Below are 20,624 nucleotides of genomic sequence, written 5' to 3' on the forward strand. Positions count from 1 at the left end.
TTGCTAGTCGATTGTCACATCCTGGTAATAGTGTTGCAAAATCTGCTGATAGTCATACCCGCCCTGTGCCATGGCACGAGCGCCGTATTGCGATACACCCAGTCCATGTCCGAAACCGTTTCCGCGGAACAGGAACTGTCCACCCTTGACTACCTCTACGTCAAATTTTGTACTGCGCAATGCCGTACCGCCCTGGGAAAAGATCGAACGGAAAGCATCCGGTGCCGTTACCTTGATCGGAATGCCGTTTGCCTCCATCGCGATGACACGTCCCGATGGTCCTCGCTTCGTCACTTTCAGACTGGTGACGTTCCCGGGAATGCGGGGAGCCTTGTTTTTGTCCTGATTCGCATTGATCATCGCCGTCAATTCAGCCGAGGTAAAAGGCCCGCGCGTCCACGCGTAGGCATTCTCTTCTGCCTCTTGGGAGAGAATCGTCACTTCCGCTCCGTTCGGCAACGTAGACAAAACCCGGGTCGCCGTGCTTGGTCCCAGACGCAGATTCGTATTTTCTGTCGTAATGACAGCCATCCTCGCTCCCGTGTCATCTGTGCCGCTTTCTCTGATCAGGTCGCCGCGGACATAGCCGATCGAGCCATCTGCAAGCTGCACGCGATACCACGCATTCACACCGTCTACAGGCAGCGCGTCATCGCTTTCCACCGAACGCAAATACGGAACAGGATTGCCCCATACTTCCGTACCGTCCGCTGTCATCCCGCCTGCATTGGAATAAAACAACGATTCGACCAGGTTACCTTGGTAATAAATGGCTTCTCCTTTTGTCTCATCGACCGCCTCGCGAACGTCTTCCGACTCTTTTCCATATCCGTAATAGGCTTGCTCCATCACCGTATCGGAGACATTGGCAATCCCGTATTTGTTTCCTTGCCACAAGGCGCGAGTGCGCGACAGCACCGCTTGTGTTTTCAGCGCTTCGAGCGGCCAGCCCGGAGCCATTTCCGAACCGACAACCCCATACAAGTATTGTTCCATCGGCAGTTCATTCACAACCGTCAAATGACCGTTGTATTCCGACAGCTCCATCTCTCCCCGGTATGTACGCTGATCGCGCTCCACAACCCCGAGCAATGATTCGCCGTCCGCCTTTTTCGCTTCTACTGTCAGCTTGGCTTGCGGCGAGAACACATACTTCCAGATCGGCTCGTCCGGCGATCCGAATACGTCTTGCTTCAGCACGACGTAAGATTGGCTCGAAGGTGCCGAGTAAGAAAAGTTCGGCAGCGCATTGCTCGCTTTGCGCGCCAGGGACGAGAGCGCTTCCTGACTGACTTCGTCGCCGATCCATACCGCGTATTTGACCTTCTCGCCGTTTGACAAAAGCACGGGATAAGCCGCGATTCCTTTTTGTTCAAAAGCTTCTTGCCACTTCTGCGCTTCGCTCAAGCTCTTGAACTGACCAGCTTCCAAGCGAAGAGGGCCTTGAACGATCGGCTTCTGGCCTGTCGCTTGTGCTACTGCCGCCACCTGTGCAGCTGCGGCCTGATACGTATCGTACGTGCCGCTTACGATTTGATAAAGCGTTTGTCCGCCCCGATTGACCACTTGAATCGAGCCTTCGTATTTTTTCTGGCTCATGAGTTGAGCGATTTGCTGCGCCTGATTCCAGTCAGAAGTCTGCGCTACAACCAGATGGTACTCGTCCACCCGGTAGCGGACAGCGTCTCCATCTAATTCAGGCAGCTCTATTTTGCCTTCCGGGCCTGTCAACGTCACTTCCATCCCTTTTTCAGCCGTAAGTGTAACAGAAGGGACTACTCCCCTGTATCCTTTTCCGATATCCACAAAAAGTGCTACCCGGATATTGTTGTCGCCAGCCGCCTGAGTCGGTACTGTTCCTCCCAGGAGAGCCACTGTGATCAGACCCGCCGAAAGGACTTTCCCCATCCACTTCTTTTTCATGTCGTCCAACGTCCTTCCTTTCTCCTGATTTCGTCGAAAATTGGCATGCGCTCCCATCTTTTTCGACAATCACTGGAGATTTTCCTGCCCTTTTTCCCAAAATGGGACCAATCCGCTTGCATGCAAAAAGCCATCGGGCACCCAGCTCCGATGGCGTAAGCTTTGTTCTACATGTGCAAAAGAGAAGCGCTCTCACTTGAAAAGCCGGATGACATACATCAGAAGCGACAGGACGACGCTAATCACAATACACGTCACAATCGGAAAATAAAACTTGACGTTTTCCTTTTCCACGACGATATCTCCCGGCAGGCGCCCCAAAGGCAAGAAGCGTCCGCCTACCTGCCACAACAAGCCGATGACGATCAGGACGGCCCCGCCGATGACGAGTAGCTTGGCTATTGGATTCACGATTTCATCTCCCGCCCAAAATGCTGGTACGCACTCGGGGTGAGCACACGTCCCCGCGGCGTCCGCTGCATAAAGCCGATCTGCATCAAATACGGTTCGCACACGTCTTCTACCGTTTGCGCCTCTTCCCCGATGGTGGCGGCAATCGTATCCAGTCCGACCGGACCGCCGTCAAAGCGCTCGATAATCGCAAGCAGCAGCTTGTGATCGATATGATCCAGTCCGCATGCATCTACTTGCAGCCGCTCCAGCGCTTCTTGCGCAATCTCTGTCGTGATGACGCCCTCGCCCTTGACCTGAGCAAAATCGCGCACGCGCTTCAACAGACGATTCGCCACGCGCGGGGTGCCACGCGAGCGTCTGGCAATCTCCTCTGCCCCGCCCTCACGAATGATGACTTGCAAAATGTCAGCAGCCCGCGACACGATAAACGTCAGCTCGGGAACCGTATAAAACTCCAGCCGGTTGACCACGCCGAATCGGTCGCGGAGCGGAGCGGAAAGCATCCCTGCTCTCGTCGTCGCTCCCACCAGTGTAAACGGCGGCAAGTCGAGGCGAACGCTGCGCGCACTTGGCCCTTTTCCGATGATGATGTCGAGCGCAAAGTCCTCCATGGCCGGGTACAGCACTTCCTCGACGCTCCGGTTCAGTCGGTGTATCTCGTCGATAAACAGCACGTCGCCCTCTTGCAAGTTGGTCAAAATCGCCGCCAGATCACCAGGGCGTTCGATGGCTGGCCCGGATGTCGTGCGGATGTTGACGCCAAGCTCGTTGGCGATAATTTGCGAAAGCGTCGTTTTTCCCAATCCGGGCGGCCCGTACAGCAAGACGTGGTCCAGCGACTCTTTGCGCATTTTCGCCGCTTCGATGAAAATTTTCAAGTTTTCCTTCACATGCTGCTGTCCGATGTACTCATTCAAATAACGGGGACGGAGGCTCAGTTCCGCAGCATCCTCTTCCCAGTTCATGTGCGTCGTAATAATTCGCTGATCCAAAATCCTACCCCCTCATGAGCAGGGCAAGCCCTTGCTTGATGAGCTTTTCTACACTCTCGCCCTCTTTGGATTTCTCCGACAGCGCGTTTCTGATTTTTTGCAGCTCGCCATCCGAATAGCCGAGCGCCGTCAAGGCGTCGAGCGCTTCGTTCAACGCGGATACCGCCTGCTCGCCTGCCGTCAGATCGCCGGCTGCGACAGTCAAAATCGCCGATGGCGTATAGCCGACCAACTTGTCCTTGAGATCGAGAATAATGCGCTGTGCCGTCTTTTTGCCGATCCCGGGGAACTTGGTCAAGTATGTCACATTTTCTTGTTGCACGGCCATCACGAGCTGCTCAGGTGTAGCAGCCGCGAGAATCGCCAGGCCGCCTTTTGGCCCGATGCCGCTCACGTCGAGCAGCTTGCGGAACAAATCGCGTTCGTCGCGGGTCGCAAAGCCGTAGAGCAATATCGCGTCTTCGCGGACATGATGGTGCGTATACAGCTTCGTCTTGCTGCCCTCGTAGCGAACGAACTGGTACGGATTGGGACAGAACAGGCGATACCCGATCCCTCCAGTCTCTACGACTATGTATTCTGAATCCAGGTAACAAAGTGTCCCTTCCACAAAATCAATCATTTTTGAACTCCTTCCGAGATGGAGATAAACGCCTTAAACTGTGCGTGCGTAATCGCAATCCCCAACGCATCCGCCACGTCATCCGGCTTTGGCACTTCTTTCAGCCGCAAGAGCAGCTTGGTCATTTCCTGGATTTGCTTCTTCTCTGCCCCACCGTACCCGGTCACCGCCTGCTTGACTTGCATCGGCGTGTATTCGTACACGGGCACCCCGGCAAGCTCTGCCGCGAGCAGGATGACGCCGCGCGCTTGCCCGACGGTGAAGGCGGTTGTCACGTTTTTATTGAAAAACAGCTTTTCTACTGACATTTCATCTGGTCGATACGTTTCCAGCAAGCTTTGCATCGCTTCAAAAATTTGTTTCAGGCGAAGCGGAACAGGCAAGCCTGCCTCTGTCTGAATGCTTCCATACTGGACGGGACGCAATTGGCTACCCTGCTTATCCAGAACCCCAAACCCAACGATCGCAATGCCAGGGTCGATTCCTAAAATGCGCATAGTCCACTCTCCGTAGGCTTAAGTTTCTACTCTCTACTGTATCACAAAGCGCCCGAAAAGCGAACGTGTATTTCCATGCAAAAGCCCGCTCCTGCTTGCGAGGAACGGGCCATACGGCGTCGCTTTAGTGTTTGTTCATCCCGAGTGTATCTGACACATCATGCTGCATGTGGGCATATTCATCCACACCGCTCTGCATTTGCTCCTGGATTTTGTTGATCTGCTGGTAATTGAGCTTGTTGTGTCCCTGATTCAACTGAACGTACAAACGCTGATGGAACTGGTCTTTGTAGCTACCTCTTGGCATGGTAGACATATGAAAAGACTCCTCCTTCGATCACCGTATGCCTACAGTATGGCGTGCGACCACAACGCTTATGATGCCAAGATTTACACCTCATTGCCCTGCTTTTGTCAAGACAACATAACTGGTGGAGGTGCTTTCATCCGGTGCGACACTTACGATTTGCTTTCGTATTCATCTGTCTTCTCCTGACGCTGTTGATCCCGGAGCCATCCGCCCAATCTGCCCATGCCAAAAGCAAAGAAGAAATCACGGTATCTGTCTCGGTCTCACCCGCTTCTTCCTTTCACTCCACGTTGACGTTTCGCGCCCAGCACTCGTTTGTGAAGCAGCTGCTGCGTGCAAAGACAGTCGCGGCCTATGTGAATCCATACTGGGTCCGCGCGACTCTTGTCGTGCACAATCGCTATTTCTTGTACGATCACGACGGGAATTTGTTTGAAAAGGAACGCCCGCTGCAATACATGCTGGGCGCAAACTTGAAACAAAAAATCGAAGATCTGGTAGCAAAAGTGGAAAGTGTGCACTACGCCAAAGCAACTCCGTGGGAACAAGTCAAGCAGACTTTCGGGCGCATGGAATACGCAACCGTCATCGACCTGGAAACAGGGGAACGGTTTCACGTCCAGCGCCGGGCGGGCAGTCGCCATGCCGATGTGCAGCCATTGACACGTACGGATACCCAAACGATGAAAAAAATTTATCAGGGCAAATGGAGCTGGAAGCGCAGGGCGATTCTCGTGGAGGTCAACGGCGTTTATTTCGCCGCCTCGATGCACGGCATGCCTCACGGTGCGGGGGCTATCGCCGGAAACGACTTTCCCGGACACTTTTGCATCCACTTTTTTGGCAGCTCTACCCACAAACGCAAGGAGCCTGACCCGAGCCACAGCCTGATGATCCAAAAAGCTTCCGGCTCTCTGGCCGCGAACTTGATCGGGGCATCTGCCGAAGAGCTGGTCGGCTATTTTTTGACCGCCCTGCACGAACAGGACATTCATTCGCTGCGGATGACGACAGACGGCTTTCCGCTGCCAGATCGCCTGGCGCAAGTAGCATCGATTCGCAAAACCGAGATGGTCATCCCTTCCGATGAAAAAGGTCCCTTGCTGTTAGAAGTGCCCGTTCATCTGACCTACTTCACGCGGAACAACGACGAGCGCAAGGAAAAGTGGACGTTTGTCCTCCATCGCCCGGTTCCGTGGGACAGATGGCGCGTCATCGCGGTAGAGCTATAAGGCTATAAATATAGAAAAAAGCCGGAATCGCTCTCCGGCTTTTCCCTTCCCTGATGATCATGGCGCATCCAGTTGAAACTCCCCATACGTGGAAAGAATGCTGTTGTACTCCGCCAGATTGCGGATGCGAATGCCCCGCTTTAAGTTCTCCAGCTCTTCTTTGGGCAGATTCGCTTCCATTTTCTCCGTATTGATCCGGTAAAAAGTCTGGATGACGTCCTGTTCCGTTGGCACACCGTGAAACAAAGTCAGCATGCCGTCCGCTGACAGTCCGAAATGACCGTTTTCTTTGCAGGCAGGAGAAATGTCCTGCTCCCTTTTCATCAGGATCATCTTGGCGGCATCGGAAGTCACGATCTCCCAGCCTTTGTATTCTCCCATCGCTTGAGGGAGATATCCCGTGCCGACAGGACGCCGCTCTTCGTCTCGGACACCACACAAATAGCTTCGCGTCAATACAAGCTCATATGGCTTCCCTGTCACCTCGGCCGTCCTGCCTATGCCCGTGTACATCAACTGCGAAAGCCCCGTCCCTTTGCTTCCGCTGCCTGCCAGCAGGATGCCCAATACGACACCTGTGAGAAGCGCCGCGCTCCACGATGCGTACACCATCCATTTTTTTCGCATTGTTCGATGAACCCCTTCACAAGCTTTTTTTCTAGTGTCGCCATGTTGGATCGGGGCCATACATGAATCACTCAACATTCGTAATTGGCTAGAAATTCACTTCCACGAAACGACAAAACGAGGAAACATTTTATGATTTTTGTCAATAGCCAAAATTTAATAATCTTAACCTGCAATTATCTACCAATCTATTGATTCTAGTGATAAACTATTTTTGCTTGGTATTCATTGTGAACTTATGGAGGTCAATCAAAACATGAAAAAGGCAAACAAAAAAATGCTGACCGCTTTTCTCCTCAGCACTTCTTTAGTTGTCAGCGCTCTCACTTTCTCTACTACGCCTGTGAGCGCCGCAGCTAGTTCCACCCTGAAACTCCGCTTGCTCGAAACAACTGACATCCACACCAACATCGTGAACTACGACTACTATCAAGACAAGTCCACAGATGAATTTGGTTTCGCCAAAACAGCGACGTTGATCAAAAAAGCGAGAGACGAAGCGAAAAACAGCATTCTCATCGACAACGGCGACCTGTTGCAAGGAAACCCGCTCGGCGACTATGTTGCTAAAATCGATCCTTTGAAAGACGGAGAAACTCACCCGGTTTACAAAGCGATGAACCTGTTGAACTACGATCTGGGCAACATCGGAAACCACGAGTTCAACTTCGGTTTGGAGCACCTCGATCGCAGCCTGAAAGGTGCAAAATTCCCTTACATCAACTCCAACGTCTACATTGACGACAAGGATAAAAATCCGGACAACGATAAAAACATGTTCACCCCTTACCAAATCCTGGAGCGCAAATTCAAGGATGAGAGCGGAAAAGAAGTGACGCTGAAAGTCGGCGTAATCGGATTTGTACCTCCGCAAATCATGCAGTGGGACAAAGCGAACCTGGAAGGCAAAGTCATCGCCAAAGACATCGTGGAAAGCGCCAACAAATTCATCCCTGAAATGAAGAAAAAGGGAGCAGACATCATCGTCGCGGTTCCTCACTCTGGCATCGGTCCTGTTGAAGGCGGAGCGAACCTGGAGAACGCCAGCTACCAATTGAGCAAAATCGATGGCATCGACGCCATCCTGTTCGGCCACTCCCACCTGGTATTCCCGGGTCCTGGCTTTGAAAACATCCCTGGCGTTGACGGTACAAAAGGCACCATCAACGGCAAACCGGCTGTAATGCCTGGCTACTGGGGCAACAACCTGGGCGTGATCGACCTGACACTCACCCAAGAAAACGGCAAATGGAAAGTAACGGAATCCGTTACCAAAACCGTTCCAATCTACGACAAAACAAACAAAGCGTCCCTGGCTGATGCAGACAAGGCCGTACTGGACGCTGTAAAAGAAGATCATGATCACACAGTGGAATGGGTGCGTTCCGCAGTAGGGAAAACATCTTCCCCTATCTTCAGCTACTTCGCGCTGGTGCAAGATGACCCATCCATCCAGATCGTGACCAATGCACAAAAATGGTTCGTTGAGAAAAACGTGAAAGGTACCGAATACGACGGCATTCCAGTGCTGTCCGCAGGAGCACCGTTCAAAGCGGGCGGCCGCAACGGCGCAACTTACTACACGAACATCCCTGCCGGCACAATCGCCATCAAAAACGTATCTGACCTGTACATCTATCCAAACACGTTGAAAGCTGTCCTGATCAACGGTTCCCAGCTGCAAGAATGGCTGGAGCGCTCCGCTGGCCAATTCAACCAGATCGATGTGAAGAAAACAGAAGAGCAACCGCTCGTAAACGAAGCATTCCCAACTTACAACTACGATGTAATCGATGGCGTAACCTATCAAATCGATGTGACTCAACCATCCAAATACGCTGTAGACGGCAAGCTGGCTAACAAAGATGCCAACCGCATCAAAAACCTGTCCTACAACGGCAAGCCTGTCAAACCGGAAGACAAGTTCATCGTCGTAACGAACAACTACCGTGCAAGCGGCGGCGGAAGCTTCCCAGGTCTGGACGGCAAAAACATCATCATCGATTCTCCAGACGAAAACCGTCAAGTTGTCATCGACTACATCTTGAGCCAAAAAGACATCAACCCTGCGGCTGACAACAACTGGACATTTGCGCCAATCAAAGAAAAAGTGAACGTAACCTTCACTTCTTCGCCAGATGCGAAGCCATTTGCAGAAAAAATCTCCAACCTGAAATTCATCAGCCAACTGGAATCCGGTTTCGCCAAATTCTCCATCGACTTGTCCAAACCAGCTTCCAAATAAGCTTCGACGCAAGACAAACATCCCTCATGATCGAGGGATGTTTTTTCTTGCCAAAATCGGTTATCCGACAAAATGATATTCACCCCAGGGCGAACGCTGGAAGATGCGCTCCCCATCGTTCAAAAATTGTTGGCGATTTTGGGCAAGTCTTCCCTCCAGCATCACCAGCTGCAAAACGCCGCGCATATGATAACCGGGACGCCTGCTATACAGCCCGGTCACCTCGCGCAAAAAATTGTCCGGATAACGGAGCAATTGATGAACCGCCCAAATCTGGGTGTCGCTCAAGTAATTGATTTTACTGTATGCCTCCATCGCCTCTACGAACGATTCCATCCGATATTCCTGCATCAACAGCATGCGCGACATCAGCTGGACGAGATCGACAAGCTGGATGTCGTGTCCGACCGTATCCAGATCGATCAGATAGCAATTCCCTCGCTGCGTCAGCAAAAAATTGTGGCTGGCGACGTCGCGATGCGCCAATGTGCCTCTTTCCATCGCCATATACATTTCCGGAATCAGCGGAAGCTTGTGGGCGGATTGCAGCAGTTGCTGACCGTCACGCAGCACCTCATCGGCAGCGTGGGCAATGACTTGCTCCAGTTTGTTTTGCGGGCCGTTTTGCTCAATCATCCACGTCAGTCGTTCAAAGTATTCCATCCGACTCTCCCACTTGTCGAGCAAGGCTGGCTTGCCCTCGTAGGCATAGGAATGAACGACAGGGAAGCCTTGAGCCGCGACATGAAACCGCGCCAACGTCTCTGCTGTCTTTTTCACATCAAAGAGTGACGCGTTATCCGCTTCCTCGCCATCAATCAGCTTCATGATGGTGTAATAGCGATCCTCGAAAGGAAATATTTTGGCACCCTCGGTAGTTGATACGTAGTGAACTGTGTGAACAAAGCCTTTTTGCCTCAAGGCGTCGGCTAACTCCGTGACCCATACTGCTTTTTCCAACTGCTTATACCCTTTGATGATCCAGTGTCCCCGGTCTGTTTTGAGCAGATTGACATTCCTCTTAGGCTTAACCCCGTGCACCTCACAACGAAAAGCTTTTTCGATCGCTGGTATGAGTCCTTTGTTCATAACCGTCCCTCTCAGTACGAAGAGGATTCATCGAGTCCGTCTCCCCAGTTAGGCCATGCGCCTTGTTCCGGCATGGAAGCGACACATTGGGAAGGAGGGAACATCATGTTGTTGTGAAACGGCTGCGGGCCACGGCTGCTTTTCGCGCTTCTGCGCCTTCTCAATTCCGGGCTGTCCGAGGAACACTCACATGATGAAGACGATGATTCCACTGGTTCTGGGCATACAGGCAACTGCGGATGCGGCCGTCTTGGCGGATGCGGTGGCGGTGGCGGCGGAAACGGCATGGGCATCGGATAGAGCGGCATAGGGAACGGCATTGGTCGCATCATCGGCGGCATCATTGGTGGCATTGGTGGTGGCGGTCCGAATGGCATCATGCCCATCCCCGGAAATGGCGGCATCATTTGCCCCGGACCCATAAATGGCCGATAAGGAAACATCGGCTGACCAGGGCCGCCAAACGGTCTTTGGGATGGCATTGGCCCCATCTGTTGAGGGCTTAGTAGCTGCTGCTGCCTGCCAGGAGGCATTGGCTGTTGCATCCTCGGTGCGGCACACGGTGGGCATGGTCGCACGGGCGGGCATGGCCTAAGCTGCGGCGCAGGCGGCATGAATGGCGGCATAGGACGCTGCTGCATGGGCGGCATTGGTTGCATCGGACGAACCTGTGCGGGCGGCATTTGTGTAAACGGCCTCACTTGGGCTGGCGGTCGGGTTGGTTGCACCTGCACAGGCGGGCATGGCGGGCACATGATAGCTGGCGGTGTTTGCGGCTGAAATGGGCTGATCTGTGTTGGCGGCATCGGCGGTATGTTCGGCATCCCGATGTTTGGCGGACTAGGCGGCTGGTAAATGTACGGACTGACCTGTGTTGGCGGCGCAGGCGGAACGAACGGCCGTGTAGGTGTCGGCAGTGCCGGTGGACTCGTAGGCTCCGACATGATATTCGGCGCTGAAGGCGCAGGCGGAAGCACCCTTTGCGGCTGCAAAGTCGGCACAGGTGTAGGTGTAGGTGTAGGTGTAGGTGTAGGTGCAGGCGTTGGTGTGGGCTGGATCGTCTCCGGAGACACGAGTGGGCCTGGAGACGCTGGCGGCCGCTCTTTTGCCGGAGGTGTAGACGGCGCTTCCTGCGTGATTCTCGTTTCCGATTCGATTTGCACTTCTTCCTCAGGCTCAATCGGCCGCCGCTCAATTTGTCTCGGCACTTCCTCCGACTCTGCTTCTGTCCGCGGACGTTCTTTTACATATGGAGCTGCCTCACTCATCGGATGAGGCGTTGTTCGTGGCTGGGGCCTGACAGGAACGCTCTTCGTCGGAATTTTGATTCTTGCTCCTGGATAGAGCGTGTCGGGAGTTTTGACCTGGCTGTTTAAGCGAAGCAGTTCCTTGTAATCGACGCCATATCTTTTGGCGATCTTCCACATGCTGTCGCCCTTTTGTACGATGTGAATCCTCAATGTTTCTCCTCCCTTGCGTAAAAACTCCCTACCATGGTATGCACCCATGGGCTTTTTGCTCCTTGGCGGCCTTCGCTTTTACGCTTGCAGGGGAGAAAAAAGAAAGAAGCCAATTTTTACAAATTGGCTTCCAGCTTGGCTCCTTGCATATAAAACGGATACGTTCCCAGCTGACGCACCTGACAACCGATAGCTTCAATCTCGGCAAATGCGCCCGGCAAGAGGACATCGTCCATCTTTTGCTCGATATCGATGACAAAATAGTAGCTTCCCAGCGCTTTTTTCGTCGGCCGGGACTCAATCCGCGACAGGTTGACCTTTCTCCAGGCAAACGCGGCCAACACTTGATACAGCGCACCAGGGAAATCTTCCGGCAGCGTGACAAGTATCGTCGTTTTCTCGCGTGAGGACGCCTGCAACTCCAACGGCTCCGTGCCGACCAGCACAAAACGCGTGTAGTTATTCGAATAATCTTGAATTTGTTCGCGGGCGAACTCCAGCGGGTAAATCTCCACATTCAGCTTCGTGCCAACAGCAGCCCACGGCTCCTCGGGATGCTCGCTCACCGTTTTTGCAGCCAGTGCCGTGCTGTTCATGTACTCGATCTTGGCGTGCGGCAAGTTTTCCCGCAAGAAATTGTGGCTCTGGGCAATCGCTTGCGGGTGTGACAACACTTTTGTGATTGCAGACAAAGGCAAGGCTTGCTCTCTTTTGGCTACCAGCAAGTTTTGCGCAATCGGCAGCGCCAGCTCAGCCAGGATCGGCAAATCGACCTCGTGAATGAGCCAGTCCAAAGTCGAGTTGACGGTACCCTCGATGGAATTTTCCATCGGCACGACCCCGAATGCCACTTCCTTGTTGGAAACAGCATCAAGCACATCGATGATGCTCGGATACGGAACGAGCGAGAGCGGCTGGCGTTGCGTCAAAGTCCGCGCCGCCTCTTCTGTGAATGTTCCGCGTGGTCCGAGAAAAGCAAGTTTCTTCTCCATGGCGTTCTCCTATCCACTATGCTCTATCTCTGATGGATTTCTACTTGTACGCCATTTTCGTCCGGCTGCAAAATCATTACACGGTAGGCAATGCCGTGTCCTTTCATCACTCTGTCCACGAATGCGCGCAGTTGCCCCTCCTCTTCCGCGGAAGAAAAGAAGCACAGGATGGTTGGTCCCGCGCCGCTCAAGGCAGCGCCTACGGCACCGTGCTCAGTCGCTTTGTCCAGGATTTCGTTCAAGCCAGGTACAAGTTTAGCGCGGTACGGCTGATGCAGCCGATCTGACATGGCCCGTCCCATCAGGTCTAGTCTGCCTTGTGCCAAAGCGGCAACAAGCAAACTGCTATGTCCCACATTATATACAACATCTTCTTTGCTGTACACCTGTGGCAGGACGTTCCGCGCTTTTGTCGTCTCCAGCATGAAATCCGGGATCACGACGAGTGTCTGCAATCCGGCGGGAGGGGAAAATCGAACGTAAGGAACAGGTTCTTCGATCGTCTCTGGCATAGTCGCCACGATGATCCCGCCAAACAGGGAGGCTCCGACGTTGTCTGGATGTCCTTCCAGTGCTGTGGCGCGGGCGAAAAGCTGCTCGTGGCTAAATGGCTCGCCAGCGAGTTGATTGGCCGCCACCAATGCTCCGACAATCGCAGCCGCACTGCTCCCCAGCCCGCGGGTCAGGGGAGCTTCACTCGATGCGCGTATGGCAAGCTCCGGCACGGCAAGCCCTGCTTCCTGAAACAGACTCGCTGCTACTTGATACAACAAGTTGCTTTTGTCCGCAGGTGTGCCTTCCAGCTCTTTGCCAACCAGCTCGACGGTGGTCCGGTCACTGATTTCCATTTCTACTACGGAATACAATTGAAATGCCATTCCTAAAGCATCAAAGCCTGGCCCCAGATTGGCTGTGCTTGCGGGAATCGTTACTTTTACACGCTGACTGCTCATGAGACGACTTCTCTCCCGCTCTGGCGAACCAGCTCCATGACGGCTTCATGTGTCGCAGGCACTGAGCGTGGCTCTTCTCCAACGAGCTTCAGGGCGATGTTTGGATCTTTCAAGCCGTTTCCTGTCAAAACGCACGCAACCTTGACACCTTGCGGCAGTTTGTTTGCTCGATGCAACTTGATAATTCCGGCCAGGGAGGCAGCAGAAGCCGGTTCGCAGAAAACGCCCTCTTCTTTGGCCAGCAGCTGGTATGCCTGCAAAATTTCATCGTCTGTCACGCTGTCAACAAGACCGTTCGATTCAGAAATCGCATGTAAAGCGCCGTCCTTGCTCGCAGGGTTTCCGATGCGGATCGCAGTCGCGATTGTTTCCGGATTGGGTACAGGCTGTCCGAGCACCAGCGGAGCGGCCCCCGCCGCCTGGAAGCCGTACATGTGCGGCAAACGGCTTGATTTGCCTGCTTCCTTATACTCCTTGAAGCCTTTCCAGTAGGCGGTGATGTTTCCGGCATTTCCTACGGGAATCGCCAAAATGTCCGGTGCATCGGCCAGAGCGTCGCACACTTCAAACGCTGCTGTCTTTTGTCCTTCGATCCGGTAAGGGTTGACGGAGTTCACCAGCGTAATCGGCTCTTTCGCCGTAATGTCGCGCACGATATTCAGCGCTTCGTCAAAGTTGCCGTCGATGGCGATGACCTCGGCACCGTATGCGATCGCTTGCGCCAGCTTGCCCAGCGCGATGTTGCCGCTCGGAATCAGGACGATGCAGCGCAGACCGGAACGCGCTGCATACGCCGCTGCTGCCGCAGACGTATTTCCGGTGGAAGCGCACATGATCGTTTTGCTGCCTTCCTCCACTGCTTTGGCAACAGCCATGACCATGCCTCTGTCTTTGAACGAGCCTGTCGGATTCAGTCCTTCATATTTTACATACAGCTCGACTCCCAGCTTCTTGGACAAGTTCGCCGCATGGATCAGCGGAGTGTTTCCTTCGTGCAGACTGACCAACGGTGTCTTGTCCGTAACCGGAAGAAACTCCCGGTAGCGCGCAATAATGCCAGATTGACGATCAAAACTCATTACTTGTCTCCCCCTTCTACACGGTAGCAGCTCTCCACTTTGGAGATGATGTCCATTTGTTCCATATAGGCGATGACCCCATCCATGTCGCTCTTGGACGATTGGTGCGTCACCATGATGATCTCCGCTTCGCCGCCATTGTTGTACGGCTGCTGAATGACTTGCTCCAGCGAAATGTTTTTGTCCGCCAGCAACTGGGTAATCTTTGCCAAAACGCCGCGTTTGTCCGCCACCACGATTCGCAGGAAATATTTGGACAGCTTTTGGCTGTCGTCTTTAAGCACTTTTTCCTTGTACGGCGCAACCATCCCGCGTCCGTTTACGCCGAGCTTTCGGTTTTTCACAACCGTGACCAGATCGGACACGACTGCGGTTGCGGTCGGAAGCTCGCCTGCGCCCGGGCCGTAAAACATCGTCTCACCTACGGCTTCCCCGTGTACGTACACCGCATTGAACACGCCGTTGACAGAAGCAAGCGGATGCGATTTCGGCACCATCGTCGGCTGTACGCTTACCTCAATCGCTTCCTCGTCGCGGCGGGCCAGACCCAACAGCTTGATCTCATAGCCCAACTGCTTGCCGTATGCGATGTCTTGCTTGCTTACCGCACTGATTCCTTTGACGTCCACATCTTCCAGCTTCATCGGCACGCGGAAACCTAGTGTGGCGAGAATCGCCATCTTGCGGGCTGCGTCAAAACCTTCGACATCGGAGGTAGGATTCGCTTCCGCGTAGCCCAGCGCTTGCGCTTCTTTGAGGACGTCGCTGTAGTCTGCGCCCTCTTGGCTCATTTTGGTCAAAATATAGTTGGTCGTCCCGTTGACGATCCCCATCATTTTCGTAATGCGATCGGAGGAAAAGCCTTCCACCAAAGCGCGCAAAATCGGAATCCCGCCCGCTACGCTCGCTTCATAAAACACGTCACAGCCTTTTTCTTGCGCCTTGTTCAAGATTTCAGCCCCATGCAAGGCCATCAAATCTTTGTTGGCAGTGACTACGTGCTTGCCGCGCTCCAGCGCCTGGAGGATGTATTCTTTGGCCGGGTGGATGCCGCCAATCACCTCGACGATTACCTCGATGTCCGGATCATCCAGAAGCTCGGCAGGCTCTGTCGTCAGCAAATTTTCCATGGCGGCGATATTGCGCGACTTCTCGGCATCCTGCACGAGAATCTTCGTGATCTCAATCCCCAGTCCGGTCTGCTTTTGCAAATCGTCCTGATGAGCAGAAATGATGCGGACAACCCCAGTCCCGACTGTTCCAAACCCCATTAACCCCAGCTTGATGCTTTGCTTCTCCATTGTTTCTCTCCTCCTACCCTTCTTTTACCCTCTACCGACGATCATCGCTTTGCGAACGCCGGGGATTTCTTGCAAGCTTTCCAGAAATTCCGTGCTGGATACGCGCAGATTGGCCATATCGACAGACATGGAAATATTGGCAATCCCTTGCAGCGGAATCGTCTGATTGATCGTCAGGACGTTCCCGCCTTGTTCTGCAACATACGTGAGCACCTTCGACAAATAACCGGACATGTGCTCCAGCGAAAACGTGATCGTCATGATCTTTTCGCTCATCATGGCATTGAAGGGAAATATCCCGTCCTTGTATTTGTAAAATGCACTCCGGCTCAGTCCCACTCGATCTACTGCCTCATTCACGGTGTCCACTTCGCCGGATTCCAGCATCTTTTTCGCTTCGATCGTCTTGACGATTGATTCTGGTAAGATGTCAGATCGTATCAAGTAGAACTTCTCTTCCCGTTTCACGTGTTGTGTCCTCCTGAGAAAAACAGTTGTTTCTTCATAGAGGACATTATAACGGATAGTACTCGCTGTGACAATCCTTCATCGCCAACTTTTTTCATGGAACCATATTCGGTTCACCTGGGTTACATGGCTATGTCGATCTTCGTACACACTAAAAGCGGCAAGAAAAAGAGGAGGTGAAGCACGAATGGCAGGACGCGGAAAGTCAGACAAATCGGAGCGCCGCAACAATCATCCGGCTGGAAAACCGAGCAGCCTGGAGCAGTTCGGTTCTGATCTTCGGGGCAAAAAAATGGCGCAATCGCCTAACATCATCGAGGACCCGAGCGGCAATAAATAGCCGTCAACGGCCAAGCTTTTTCAGCAAACGGCCACAGGCGTATGGTCAGGCGCAAGCAGGCGCATTTCCCTTGCTAAAAGCGAGCGAGCTGTTTTGTAAAGAAAAAAACCCCGGGATTTGTGTATCCCGGGGTTTGACGCTTGTTCGTATGGTTGTTTTTGGTTTAGTACGCGAGCGAAGACAAGCCGTTGATGTGAGTCAGGTAGCGCACGTTGCTCGCTTCCTTCATCAGCGTAGCTGGCAAGCCTTTCAGCTTCAACTGGCTTGCACCGATGGTTCCGATGGCATCTTTGCGGCCCAAGCTTCCGAGAGTACCGGAAAAGACTGGCTTGAACGTGTCCATTTTGGAGCCGTTGAAGTGAGCGAACAAGTTGTAGCCAACCACTTCACCCATTTGCCATGCCAATTGAGCAGTTGGCGGGTATGGACGGCCTTCTGGCCCCATAACCACTGCACTGTCTCCCGCGAGGAATACTTCCGGATGAGAAGTGGATTGCAGGAACTCAGTCACAGTTGCGCGACCGCGGTTTACTTCGATGCCGCACTCAGCCACTACGCGATTTCCTTGAACGCCACCAGTCCAAACCATTGTTTTGGTTTCGATGGTGTTGCCGTCTTTCAGGCAAACGGTTGTTTCTTTCATTTCGGTTACAGGAACGCCAGTCAGGAACTGAACGCCACGTTTTTCCAGGCTAGTTTTTGCACGCTCTACCAGGTCAGGAGCAAAGCCCGCGAGGATCGATGGTCCTGCCTCTACGCAATAGATGGACAGGTCTGCAAAATCTACGCCGTACTTGCGGCAAAGATCAGGCAGCATGTCAGCAAATTCGCCAATCAGCTCGATTCCGGTCAGACCGCCGCCACCGACCACGAAGGTTGCATCGGCTTTGTTTTTGCTCTTGCTGTATTCCACTACGCGCTCTTCGAGGTGCGCGCGCAGACGGTTTGCTTCCTCTACGGATTTCAGCGTAAAGCTGTACTCTTGCAAGCCAGGGATACCGAAGAATGCGGTTTCGCTGCCCAGAGCAACTACGAGTGCATCGTATTTGATGCTCTCGCCGCTCGTCAAAGTGACGCGTTGCGATTCCAGACCGATTTTTTCAACAGTGTCGATCACCAGGTTGATGTCTTTTCCACGCAGCAGTCTTTCCAATGGCAGTGCCACGTTTTGTTCAGACAGGTTGCCTACTGCCAAACGGTGCAGCTCCGTGATGATTTGGTGCGTAGGGAAACGGTTCACAACCGTGATCGTCGCCTCTTCCGCCGTCATGTATTTGCGTGCAGTCAAAGCGGACAGCAAACCGCCGTAGCCGCCGCCCAGAATGAGAATATGCTTCGCCATGCCTAATCCTCCGTCCTTGTCTCTCGTAGGTTATCGTAATTAGCGTTTTTGTTGTTGGCGCTCAGCCAAAACTTCGAGGAATGCTTGTGCAAAACGCAATGTTTTTTGCACTTGCGGATCTTTCAGCATTTTGAGCATGCCAAACAAGCCAACGGTCGTTTCCTCAGTGTGCGCGCGGTCGTTTGCTTCAATAGCCGCTTGCGCGATGCCTTTTGCCTTGTCGGAAATCGGTTTGACGAACTCTTCCATACCGCCCTTGATGTCGTCGATGAGTACATGATCGTTAGCTACGGTGTTTACCAGGTCGTACGTTTTGGTGAGGATAGTTGTCATCTCGGCCAGTTTTGGCAAGTTTGCCACCAATACATTCAGGGATTCTTGAATTTCTGGTTTCATCAACTGATCGAGTACATCCATTTGTTGCTCAGGTGCCAGAGTAGCTGTGCTTGCTACTTCTGCTTGAGCTTGTTGCGTGGTTGTTTGAGACATGGAAAAACGTCCTCCTTTGCTTTGGAATAGAGGCCTTCATTCTCGATGCCTGTTCATACGAGTTACGGCCGCTATTCTCCCAAAATACCGAAAAGCACGTGTGCTTGTAATATTTTTCACAAAGCGAATGATACAGCTACGTCGAATGATCAAAAGTGCATGATTTCACAAAGTGATATTCAGGAAAAAGCACAGAACAAATCCATCAGGTGAACAGGCTCGATTTAGAACTCTATGTACTCTACTATATACCTTCTTCGCGGGAACAGCAAAGGAAAAAAACCGCTTCCTTAGGAAGAAGCGGCAGTTGAGAGCTTTTTATAGTAATCTTTGATGACTTGGTGATGTTTTTCATTGATATCCGTAAAAATTAACTCGATTACTGTCTGCTTGTCTTCGAAGGTCTTTTCCACGATTTTTGCCATCATGACGATTTCTTGCCCAGTCGAAGGAACCGTGAAAGAAAGGTGGAGAAACTCCCCTTTTGCCACATAACCTTCTGTTGCGAGTATCAGTCGTGTAGGGGAAAATTTCAGCAGCACAGCCTCCCCTTTTTCCTCGATCGGTCTTGCGCCCATCACCTTGTACGGGACGCGAATGTCAATCCCGGGCGGAATGGGTTCCTGCTTGCGGCCTGTGGCAATCTCGACGCCGACGCTGACCGGAACCATCGCCAACAGCTTGATAGGCCATATCGTTTCTTCCGAAATCACTTCCAGATCAATCGTGTTAATCGCCGCATCCGATTCCCACCGAACACGCACCGTTGATCCGAGCAGCTCGGCCTTTGCATCGGCCTTCATCTCAAGAGAAACGACGAGATAACTACTTTTGACATGCTCAACCATTACTTGAATGGGCGATTTGACCTGTCTAGAGATCATCATCGGCAATGAAGCACCGCGTTGAAGGCGTTTGTCCGCCATAAAAGGGGTGAGGGATGGGATATCAATCATTCTATTTGTCACTCCACAAAGTCAAACTCTAATTTGCCAATCCGAACGGTATCCCCGTCTCTTGCACCGTGTTTGCGCAATGCCTCGTCCACACCCATGCTGCGCATCTGTCTCGCGAAGCGCTGAGCTGCGTCATAGCTGTTGAGGTTCGTCATGCGCACCAGCTTCTCGATTTTTTCCCCGCTGATCACGAATACTTCGTTGTCGCGAGTGATTTCAAACGGCTCCGGCTCTTTCTCCGCACGGAACATCACGCGCTCTTCCACTTCTTGTACTTCTTCGACTGTCGGCTTGTCCGGAATTGTGGACAATGTCTCGCCTACTGCGTACATCAGTTCCTTGACACCTTGCTGGGTCGCTGCCGAGATTTCGAAAACTTGAACACCTGGCACTTTTTCTTTGAAGCGCTGCAAATTTTCGGCCGCTTCCGGCACGTCCATCTTGTTGGCAGCAACGATTTGCGGACGATCTTCGAGCTTCAGGTTGTACAGCTTCAGCTCGCGGTTGATCTGCAAATAGTCTTCGTACGGATCGCGTCCATCCACTCCCGCCATGTCAATGACATGGACAATCAGACGAGTGCGCTCTACGTGGCGCAGGAATTGATGACCAAGCCCCACACCTTCGTGCGCTCCCTCAATCAGCCCTGGCAAGTCAGCCATGACGAAGCTCTGTTCGCCCAAATCCACGACACCGAGATTCGGAGTCAATGTAGTAAAGTGATAGGCAGCAATTTTTGGCTTCGCTGCGGTCACACTGGAGAGCAGCGTAGACTTCCCTACGCTCGGATAACCAACCAGACCGACGTCGGCAATCAGCTTCAGCTCCATGACGATGTAGCGCTCTTGGCCAGGCTCGCCGTTCTCGGAAATATGCGGCGCCGGATTCGACGAATTGGCAAAACGGATATTACCCCGTCCACCGCGTCCGCCTTTGGCGATCACAGCACGCTGACCATGCTCGATCAGATCGGCGATGACTTCTTTTGTATCGTCATCGATCACAGTCGTTCCCGGCGGTACGCGAACAACCATATCCTCCGCGCCTGCTCCGTGCTGCGACTTGTTGCGGCCGTGCTCGCCGCGTGTCGCCTTGAAGTGTCTTTGGTAGCGGAAGTCTACGAGCGTGCGCAGTCCTTCGTCCACCTCGAATATGACATCTCCGCCTTTTCCACCATCGCCACCTGCTGGCCCGCCCAGTGGCACGTACTTCTCTCTGCGGAAAGAAACGGCTCCGTTACCGCCGTCTCCACCTTTGACATAAACTTTTACCTGATCGACAAACATGGTGCCA

At 52.9% G+C, this 20,624-nt stretch carries 21 protein-coding genes; 3 read left to right on the forward strand and 18 right to left on the reverse strand.

Annotated features, from left to right (window positions below):
- Window positions 1-3: 3 nt before the first annotated feature.
- From EDM60_RS12100 to EDM60_RS12125, 6 genes are all read right to left on the reverse strand, one after another.
- On the reverse strand, window positions 4-1,932 hold the full coding sequence (locus tag EDM60_RS12100; protein WP_122964301.1) for a SpoIID/LytB domain-containing protein: 1,929 nt from the start codon (window positions 1,930-1,932) through the stop codon (window positions 4-6).
- 183 nt (window positions 1,933-2,115) lie between these two features.
- Complete coding sequence (locus tag EDM60_RS12105) at window positions 2,116-2,334, reverse strand: DUF2905 domain-containing protein (protein WP_063230201.1); 219 nt, start codon at window positions 2,332-2,334, stop codon at window positions 2,116-2,118.
- Window positions 2,331-3,329: a Holliday junction branch migration DNA helicase RuvB gene (gene ruvB / locus EDM60_RS12110; protein WP_122964209.1), complete on the reverse strand. Its 999-nt coding sequence runs from the start codon at window positions 3,327-3,329 to the stop codon at window positions 2,331-2,333. The genes EDM60_RS12105 and ruvB overlap by 4 nt, the downstream gene beginning before the upstream one ends.
- A gap of 4 nt (window positions 3,330-3,333) precedes the next feature.
- On the reverse strand, window positions 3,334-3,951 hold the full coding sequence (gene ruvA, locus EDM60_RS12115) for a Holliday junction branch migration protein RuvA (protein WP_122964210.1): 618 nt from the start codon (window positions 3,949-3,951) through the stop codon (window positions 3,334-3,336).
- Window positions 3,948-4,448: a crossover junction endodeoxyribonuclease RuvC gene (gene ruvC / locus EDM60_RS12120; protein ID WP_063230198.1), complete on the reverse strand. Its 501-nt coding sequence runs from the start codon at window positions 4,446-4,448 to the stop codon at window positions 3,948-3,950. Before ruvC ends, ruvA begins: the two co-directional genes overlap by 4 nt.
- 124 nt (window positions 4,449-4,572) lie before the next feature.
- Window positions 4,573-4,764 (reverse strand): hypothetical protein, encoded by a 192-nt coding sequence (locus EDM60_RS12125; protein ID WP_063230197.1) that lies wholly within the window; start codon window positions 4,762-4,764, stop codon window positions 4,573-4,575.
- A 134-nt stretch (window positions 4,765-4,898) separates the two neighbouring features.
- Between EDM60_RS12125 and EDM60_RS12130 the strand changes: the two genes are divergently transcribed.
- Window positions 4,899-5,990 (forward strand): hypothetical protein, encoded by a 1,092-nt coding sequence (locus EDM60_RS12130; protein ID WP_122964211.1) that lies wholly within the window; start codon window positions 4,899-4,901, stop codon window positions 5,988-5,990.
- 57 nt (window positions 5,991-6,047) lie between these two features.
- Here the strand turns inward: EDM60_RS12130 and EDM60_RS12135 are convergent, their stop codons facing one another.
- Window positions 6,048-6,617: a BofC C-terminal domain-containing protein gene (locus tag EDM60_RS12135; RefSeq protein WP_122964212.1), complete on the reverse strand. Its 570-nt coding sequence runs from the start codon at window positions 6,615-6,617 to the stop codon at window positions 6,048-6,050.
- Between the two features lie 256 nt (window positions 6,618-6,873).
- Here EDM60_RS12135 and EDM60_RS12140 point away from each other — a divergent pair, with 256 nt between their 5' ends.
- On the forward strand, window positions 6,874-8,862 hold the full coding sequence (locus EDM60_RS12140) for a bifunctional 2',3'-cyclic-nucleotide 2'-phosphodiesterase/3'-nucleotidase (RefSeq protein ID WP_122964213.1): 1,989 nt from the start codon (window positions 6,874-6,876) through the stop codon (window positions 8,860-8,862).
- Between the two features lie 60 nt (window positions 8,863-8,922).
- Here the strand turns inward: EDM60_RS12140 and EDM60_RS12145 are convergent, their stop codons facing one another.
- From EDM60_RS12145 to EDM60_RS12175, 7 genes are all read right to left on the reverse strand, one after another.
- Window positions 8,923-9,951: a phosphotransferase gene (locus tag EDM60_RS12145; protein ID WP_122964214.1), complete on the reverse strand. Its 1,029-nt coding sequence runs from the start codon at window positions 9,949-9,951 to the stop codon at window positions 8,923-8,925.
- Between the two features lie 11 nt (window positions 9,952-9,962).
- The gene (gene safA, locus EDM60_RS12150) at window positions 9,963-11,411 is read right to left on the reverse strand and encodes a SafA/ExsA family spore coat assembly protein (protein ID WP_122964302.1); all 1,449 of its coding nucleotides are present in this window, start codon (window positions 11,409-11,411) and stop codon (window positions 9,963-9,965) included.
- 116 nt (window positions 11,412-11,527) lie between these two features.
- Window positions 11,528-12,403 carry a prephenate dehydratase gene (pheA, locus tag EDM60_RS12155; RefSeq protein WP_122964215.1) on the reverse strand — a complete coding sequence of 292 codons (876 nt, stop codon included), beginning with the start codon at window positions 12,401-12,403 and terminating at the stop codon, window positions 11,528-11,530.
- A 23-nt stretch (window positions 12,404-12,426) separates the two neighbouring features.
- On the reverse strand, window positions 12,427-13,356 hold the full coding sequence (gene thrB, locus EDM60_RS12160) for a homoserine kinase (RefSeq protein WP_122964216.1): 930 nt from the start codon (window positions 13,354-13,356) through the stop codon (window positions 12,427-12,429).
- The gene (thrC, locus tag EDM60_RS12165) at window positions 13,353-14,435 is read right to left on the reverse strand and encodes a threonine synthase (RefSeq protein ID WP_122964217.1); all 1,083 of its coding nucleotides are present in this window, start codon (window positions 14,433-14,435) and stop codon (window positions 13,353-13,355) included. Before thrC ends, thrB begins: the two co-directional genes overlap by 4 nt.
- Window positions 14,435-15,736, reverse strand: a complete 1,302-nt coding sequence (locus tag EDM60_RS12170; protein ID WP_122964218.1) for a homoserine dehydrogenase — start codon at window positions 15,734-15,736, stop codon at window positions 14,435-14,437. The genes thrC and EDM60_RS12170 overlap by 1 nt, the downstream gene beginning before the upstream one ends.
- A 24-nt stretch (window positions 15,737-15,760) precedes the next feature.
- A complete protein-coding gene (locus EDM60_RS12175; RefSeq protein WP_122964219.1) occupies window positions 15,761-16,204 on the reverse strand; it encodes an ACT domain-containing protein in 444 nt (147 codons plus the stop codon).
- Window positions 16,205-16,391: 187 nt separating this feature from the next.
- On the opposite strand from EDM60_RS12175, the gene EDM60_RS28580 reads away from it, so the two are divergent.
- Window positions 16,392-16,544, forward strand: coding sequence for a hypothetical protein (locus tag EDM60_RS28580; protein ID WP_167470286.1), 153 nt, complete (start codon window positions 16,392-16,394; stop codon window positions 16,542-16,544).
- A 163-nt stretch (window positions 16,545-16,707) separates the two neighbouring features.
- Here the strand turns inward: EDM60_RS28580 and EDM60_RS12180 are convergent, their stop codons facing one another.
- The 4 genes from EDM60_RS12180 to obgE all read right to left on the reverse strand — a co-directional run bounded on the left by EDM60_RS12180 (window position 16,708) and on the right by obgE (window position 20,617).
- Complete coding sequence (locus tag EDM60_RS12180; protein ID WP_122964220.1) at window positions 16,708-17,886, reverse strand: NAD(P)/FAD-dependent oxidoreductase; 1,179 nt, start codon at window positions 17,884-17,886, stop codon at window positions 16,708-16,710.
- Between the two features lie 39 nt (window positions 17,887-17,925).
- A complete protein-coding gene (locus EDM60_RS12185) occupies window positions 17,926-18,375 on the reverse strand; it encodes a DUF1641 domain-containing protein (protein WP_122964221.1) in 450 nt (149 codons plus the stop codon).
- A 290-nt stretch (window positions 18,376-18,665) separates the two neighbouring features.
- Window positions 18,666-19,331, reverse strand: coding sequence for a PilZ domain-containing protein (locus tag EDM60_RS12190; RefSeq protein ID WP_122964222.1), 666 nt, complete (start codon window positions 19,329-19,331; stop codon window positions 18,666-18,668).
- Window positions 19,332-19,339: 8 nt separating this feature from the next.
- Complete coding sequence (gene obgE / locus EDM60_RS12195; RefSeq protein WP_122964223.1) at window positions 19,340-20,617, reverse strand: GTPase ObgE; 1,278 nt, start codon at window positions 20,615-20,617, stop codon at window positions 19,340-19,342.
- Window positions 20,618-20,624: the final 7 nt, after the last annotated feature.

The sequence above is a fragment of the Brevibacillus parabrevis genome, from assembly GCF_003710905.1.
Taxonomy (GTDB): domain Bacteria; phylum Bacillota; class Bacilli; order Brevibacillales; family Brevibacillaceae; genus Brevibacillus; species Brevibacillus parabrevis.

Coding starts and splice junctions, on each gene's coding strand:
- EDM60_RS12135 (WP_122964212.1), bottom strand. CDS start 6,617: ATGCGAAAAAAATGGATGGTGTACGCATCGTGGAGCGCGGCGCTTCTC.
- EDM60_RS12170 (WP_122964218.1), bottom strand. CDS start 15,736: ATGGAGAAGCAAAGCATCAAGCTGGGGTTAATGGGGTTTGGAACAGTC.
- ruvA (WP_122964210.1), bottom strand. CDS start 3,951: ATGATTGATTTTGTGGAAGGGACACTTTGTTACCTGGATTCAGAATAC.
- EDM60_RS28580 (WP_167470286.1), top strand. CDS start 16,392: ATGGCAGGACGCGGAAAGTCAGACAAATCGGAGCGCCGCAACAATCAT.
- EDM60_RS12180 (WP_122964220.1), bottom strand. CDS start 17,886: ATGGCGAAGCATATTCTCATTCTGGGCGGCGGCTACGGCGGTTTGCTG.
- EDM60_RS12125 (WP_063230197.1), bottom strand. CDS start 4,764: ATGTCTACCATGCCAAGAGGTAGCTACAAAGACCAGTTCCATCAGCGT.
- thrB (WP_122964216.1), bottom strand. CDS start 13,356: ATGAGCAGTCAGCGTGTAAAAGTAACGATTCCCGCAAGCACAGCCAAT.
- ruvC (WP_063230198.1), bottom strand. CDS start 4,448: ATGCGCATTTTAGGAATCGACCCTGGCATTGCGATCGTTGGGTTTGGG.
- EDM60_RS12190 (WP_122964222.1), bottom strand. CDS start 19,331: ATGATTGATATCCCATCCCTCACCCCTTTTATGGCGGACAAACGCCTT.
- obgE (WP_122964223.1), bottom strand. CDS start 20,617: ATGTTTGTCGATCAGGTAAAAGTTTATGTCAAAGGTGGAGACGGCGGT.
- EDM60_RS12185 (WP_122964221.1), bottom strand. CDS start 18,375: ATGTCTCAAACAACCACGCAACAAGCTCAAGCAGAAGTAGCAAGCACA.
- EDM60_RS12145 (WP_122964214.1), bottom strand. CDS start 9,951: ATGAACAAAGGACTCATACCAGCGATCGAAAAAGCTTTTCGTTGTGAG.
- EDM60_RS12140 (WP_122964213.1), top strand. CDS start 6,874: ATGAAAAAGGCAAACAAAAAAATGCTGACCGCTTTTCTCCTCAGCACT.
- thrC (WP_122964217.1), bottom strand. CDS start 14,435: ATGAGTTTTGATCGTCAATCTGGCATTATTGCGCGCTACCGGGAGTTT.
- pheA (WP_122964215.1), bottom strand. CDS start 12,403: ATGGAGAAGAAACTTGCTTTTCTCGGACCACGCGGAACATTCACAGAA.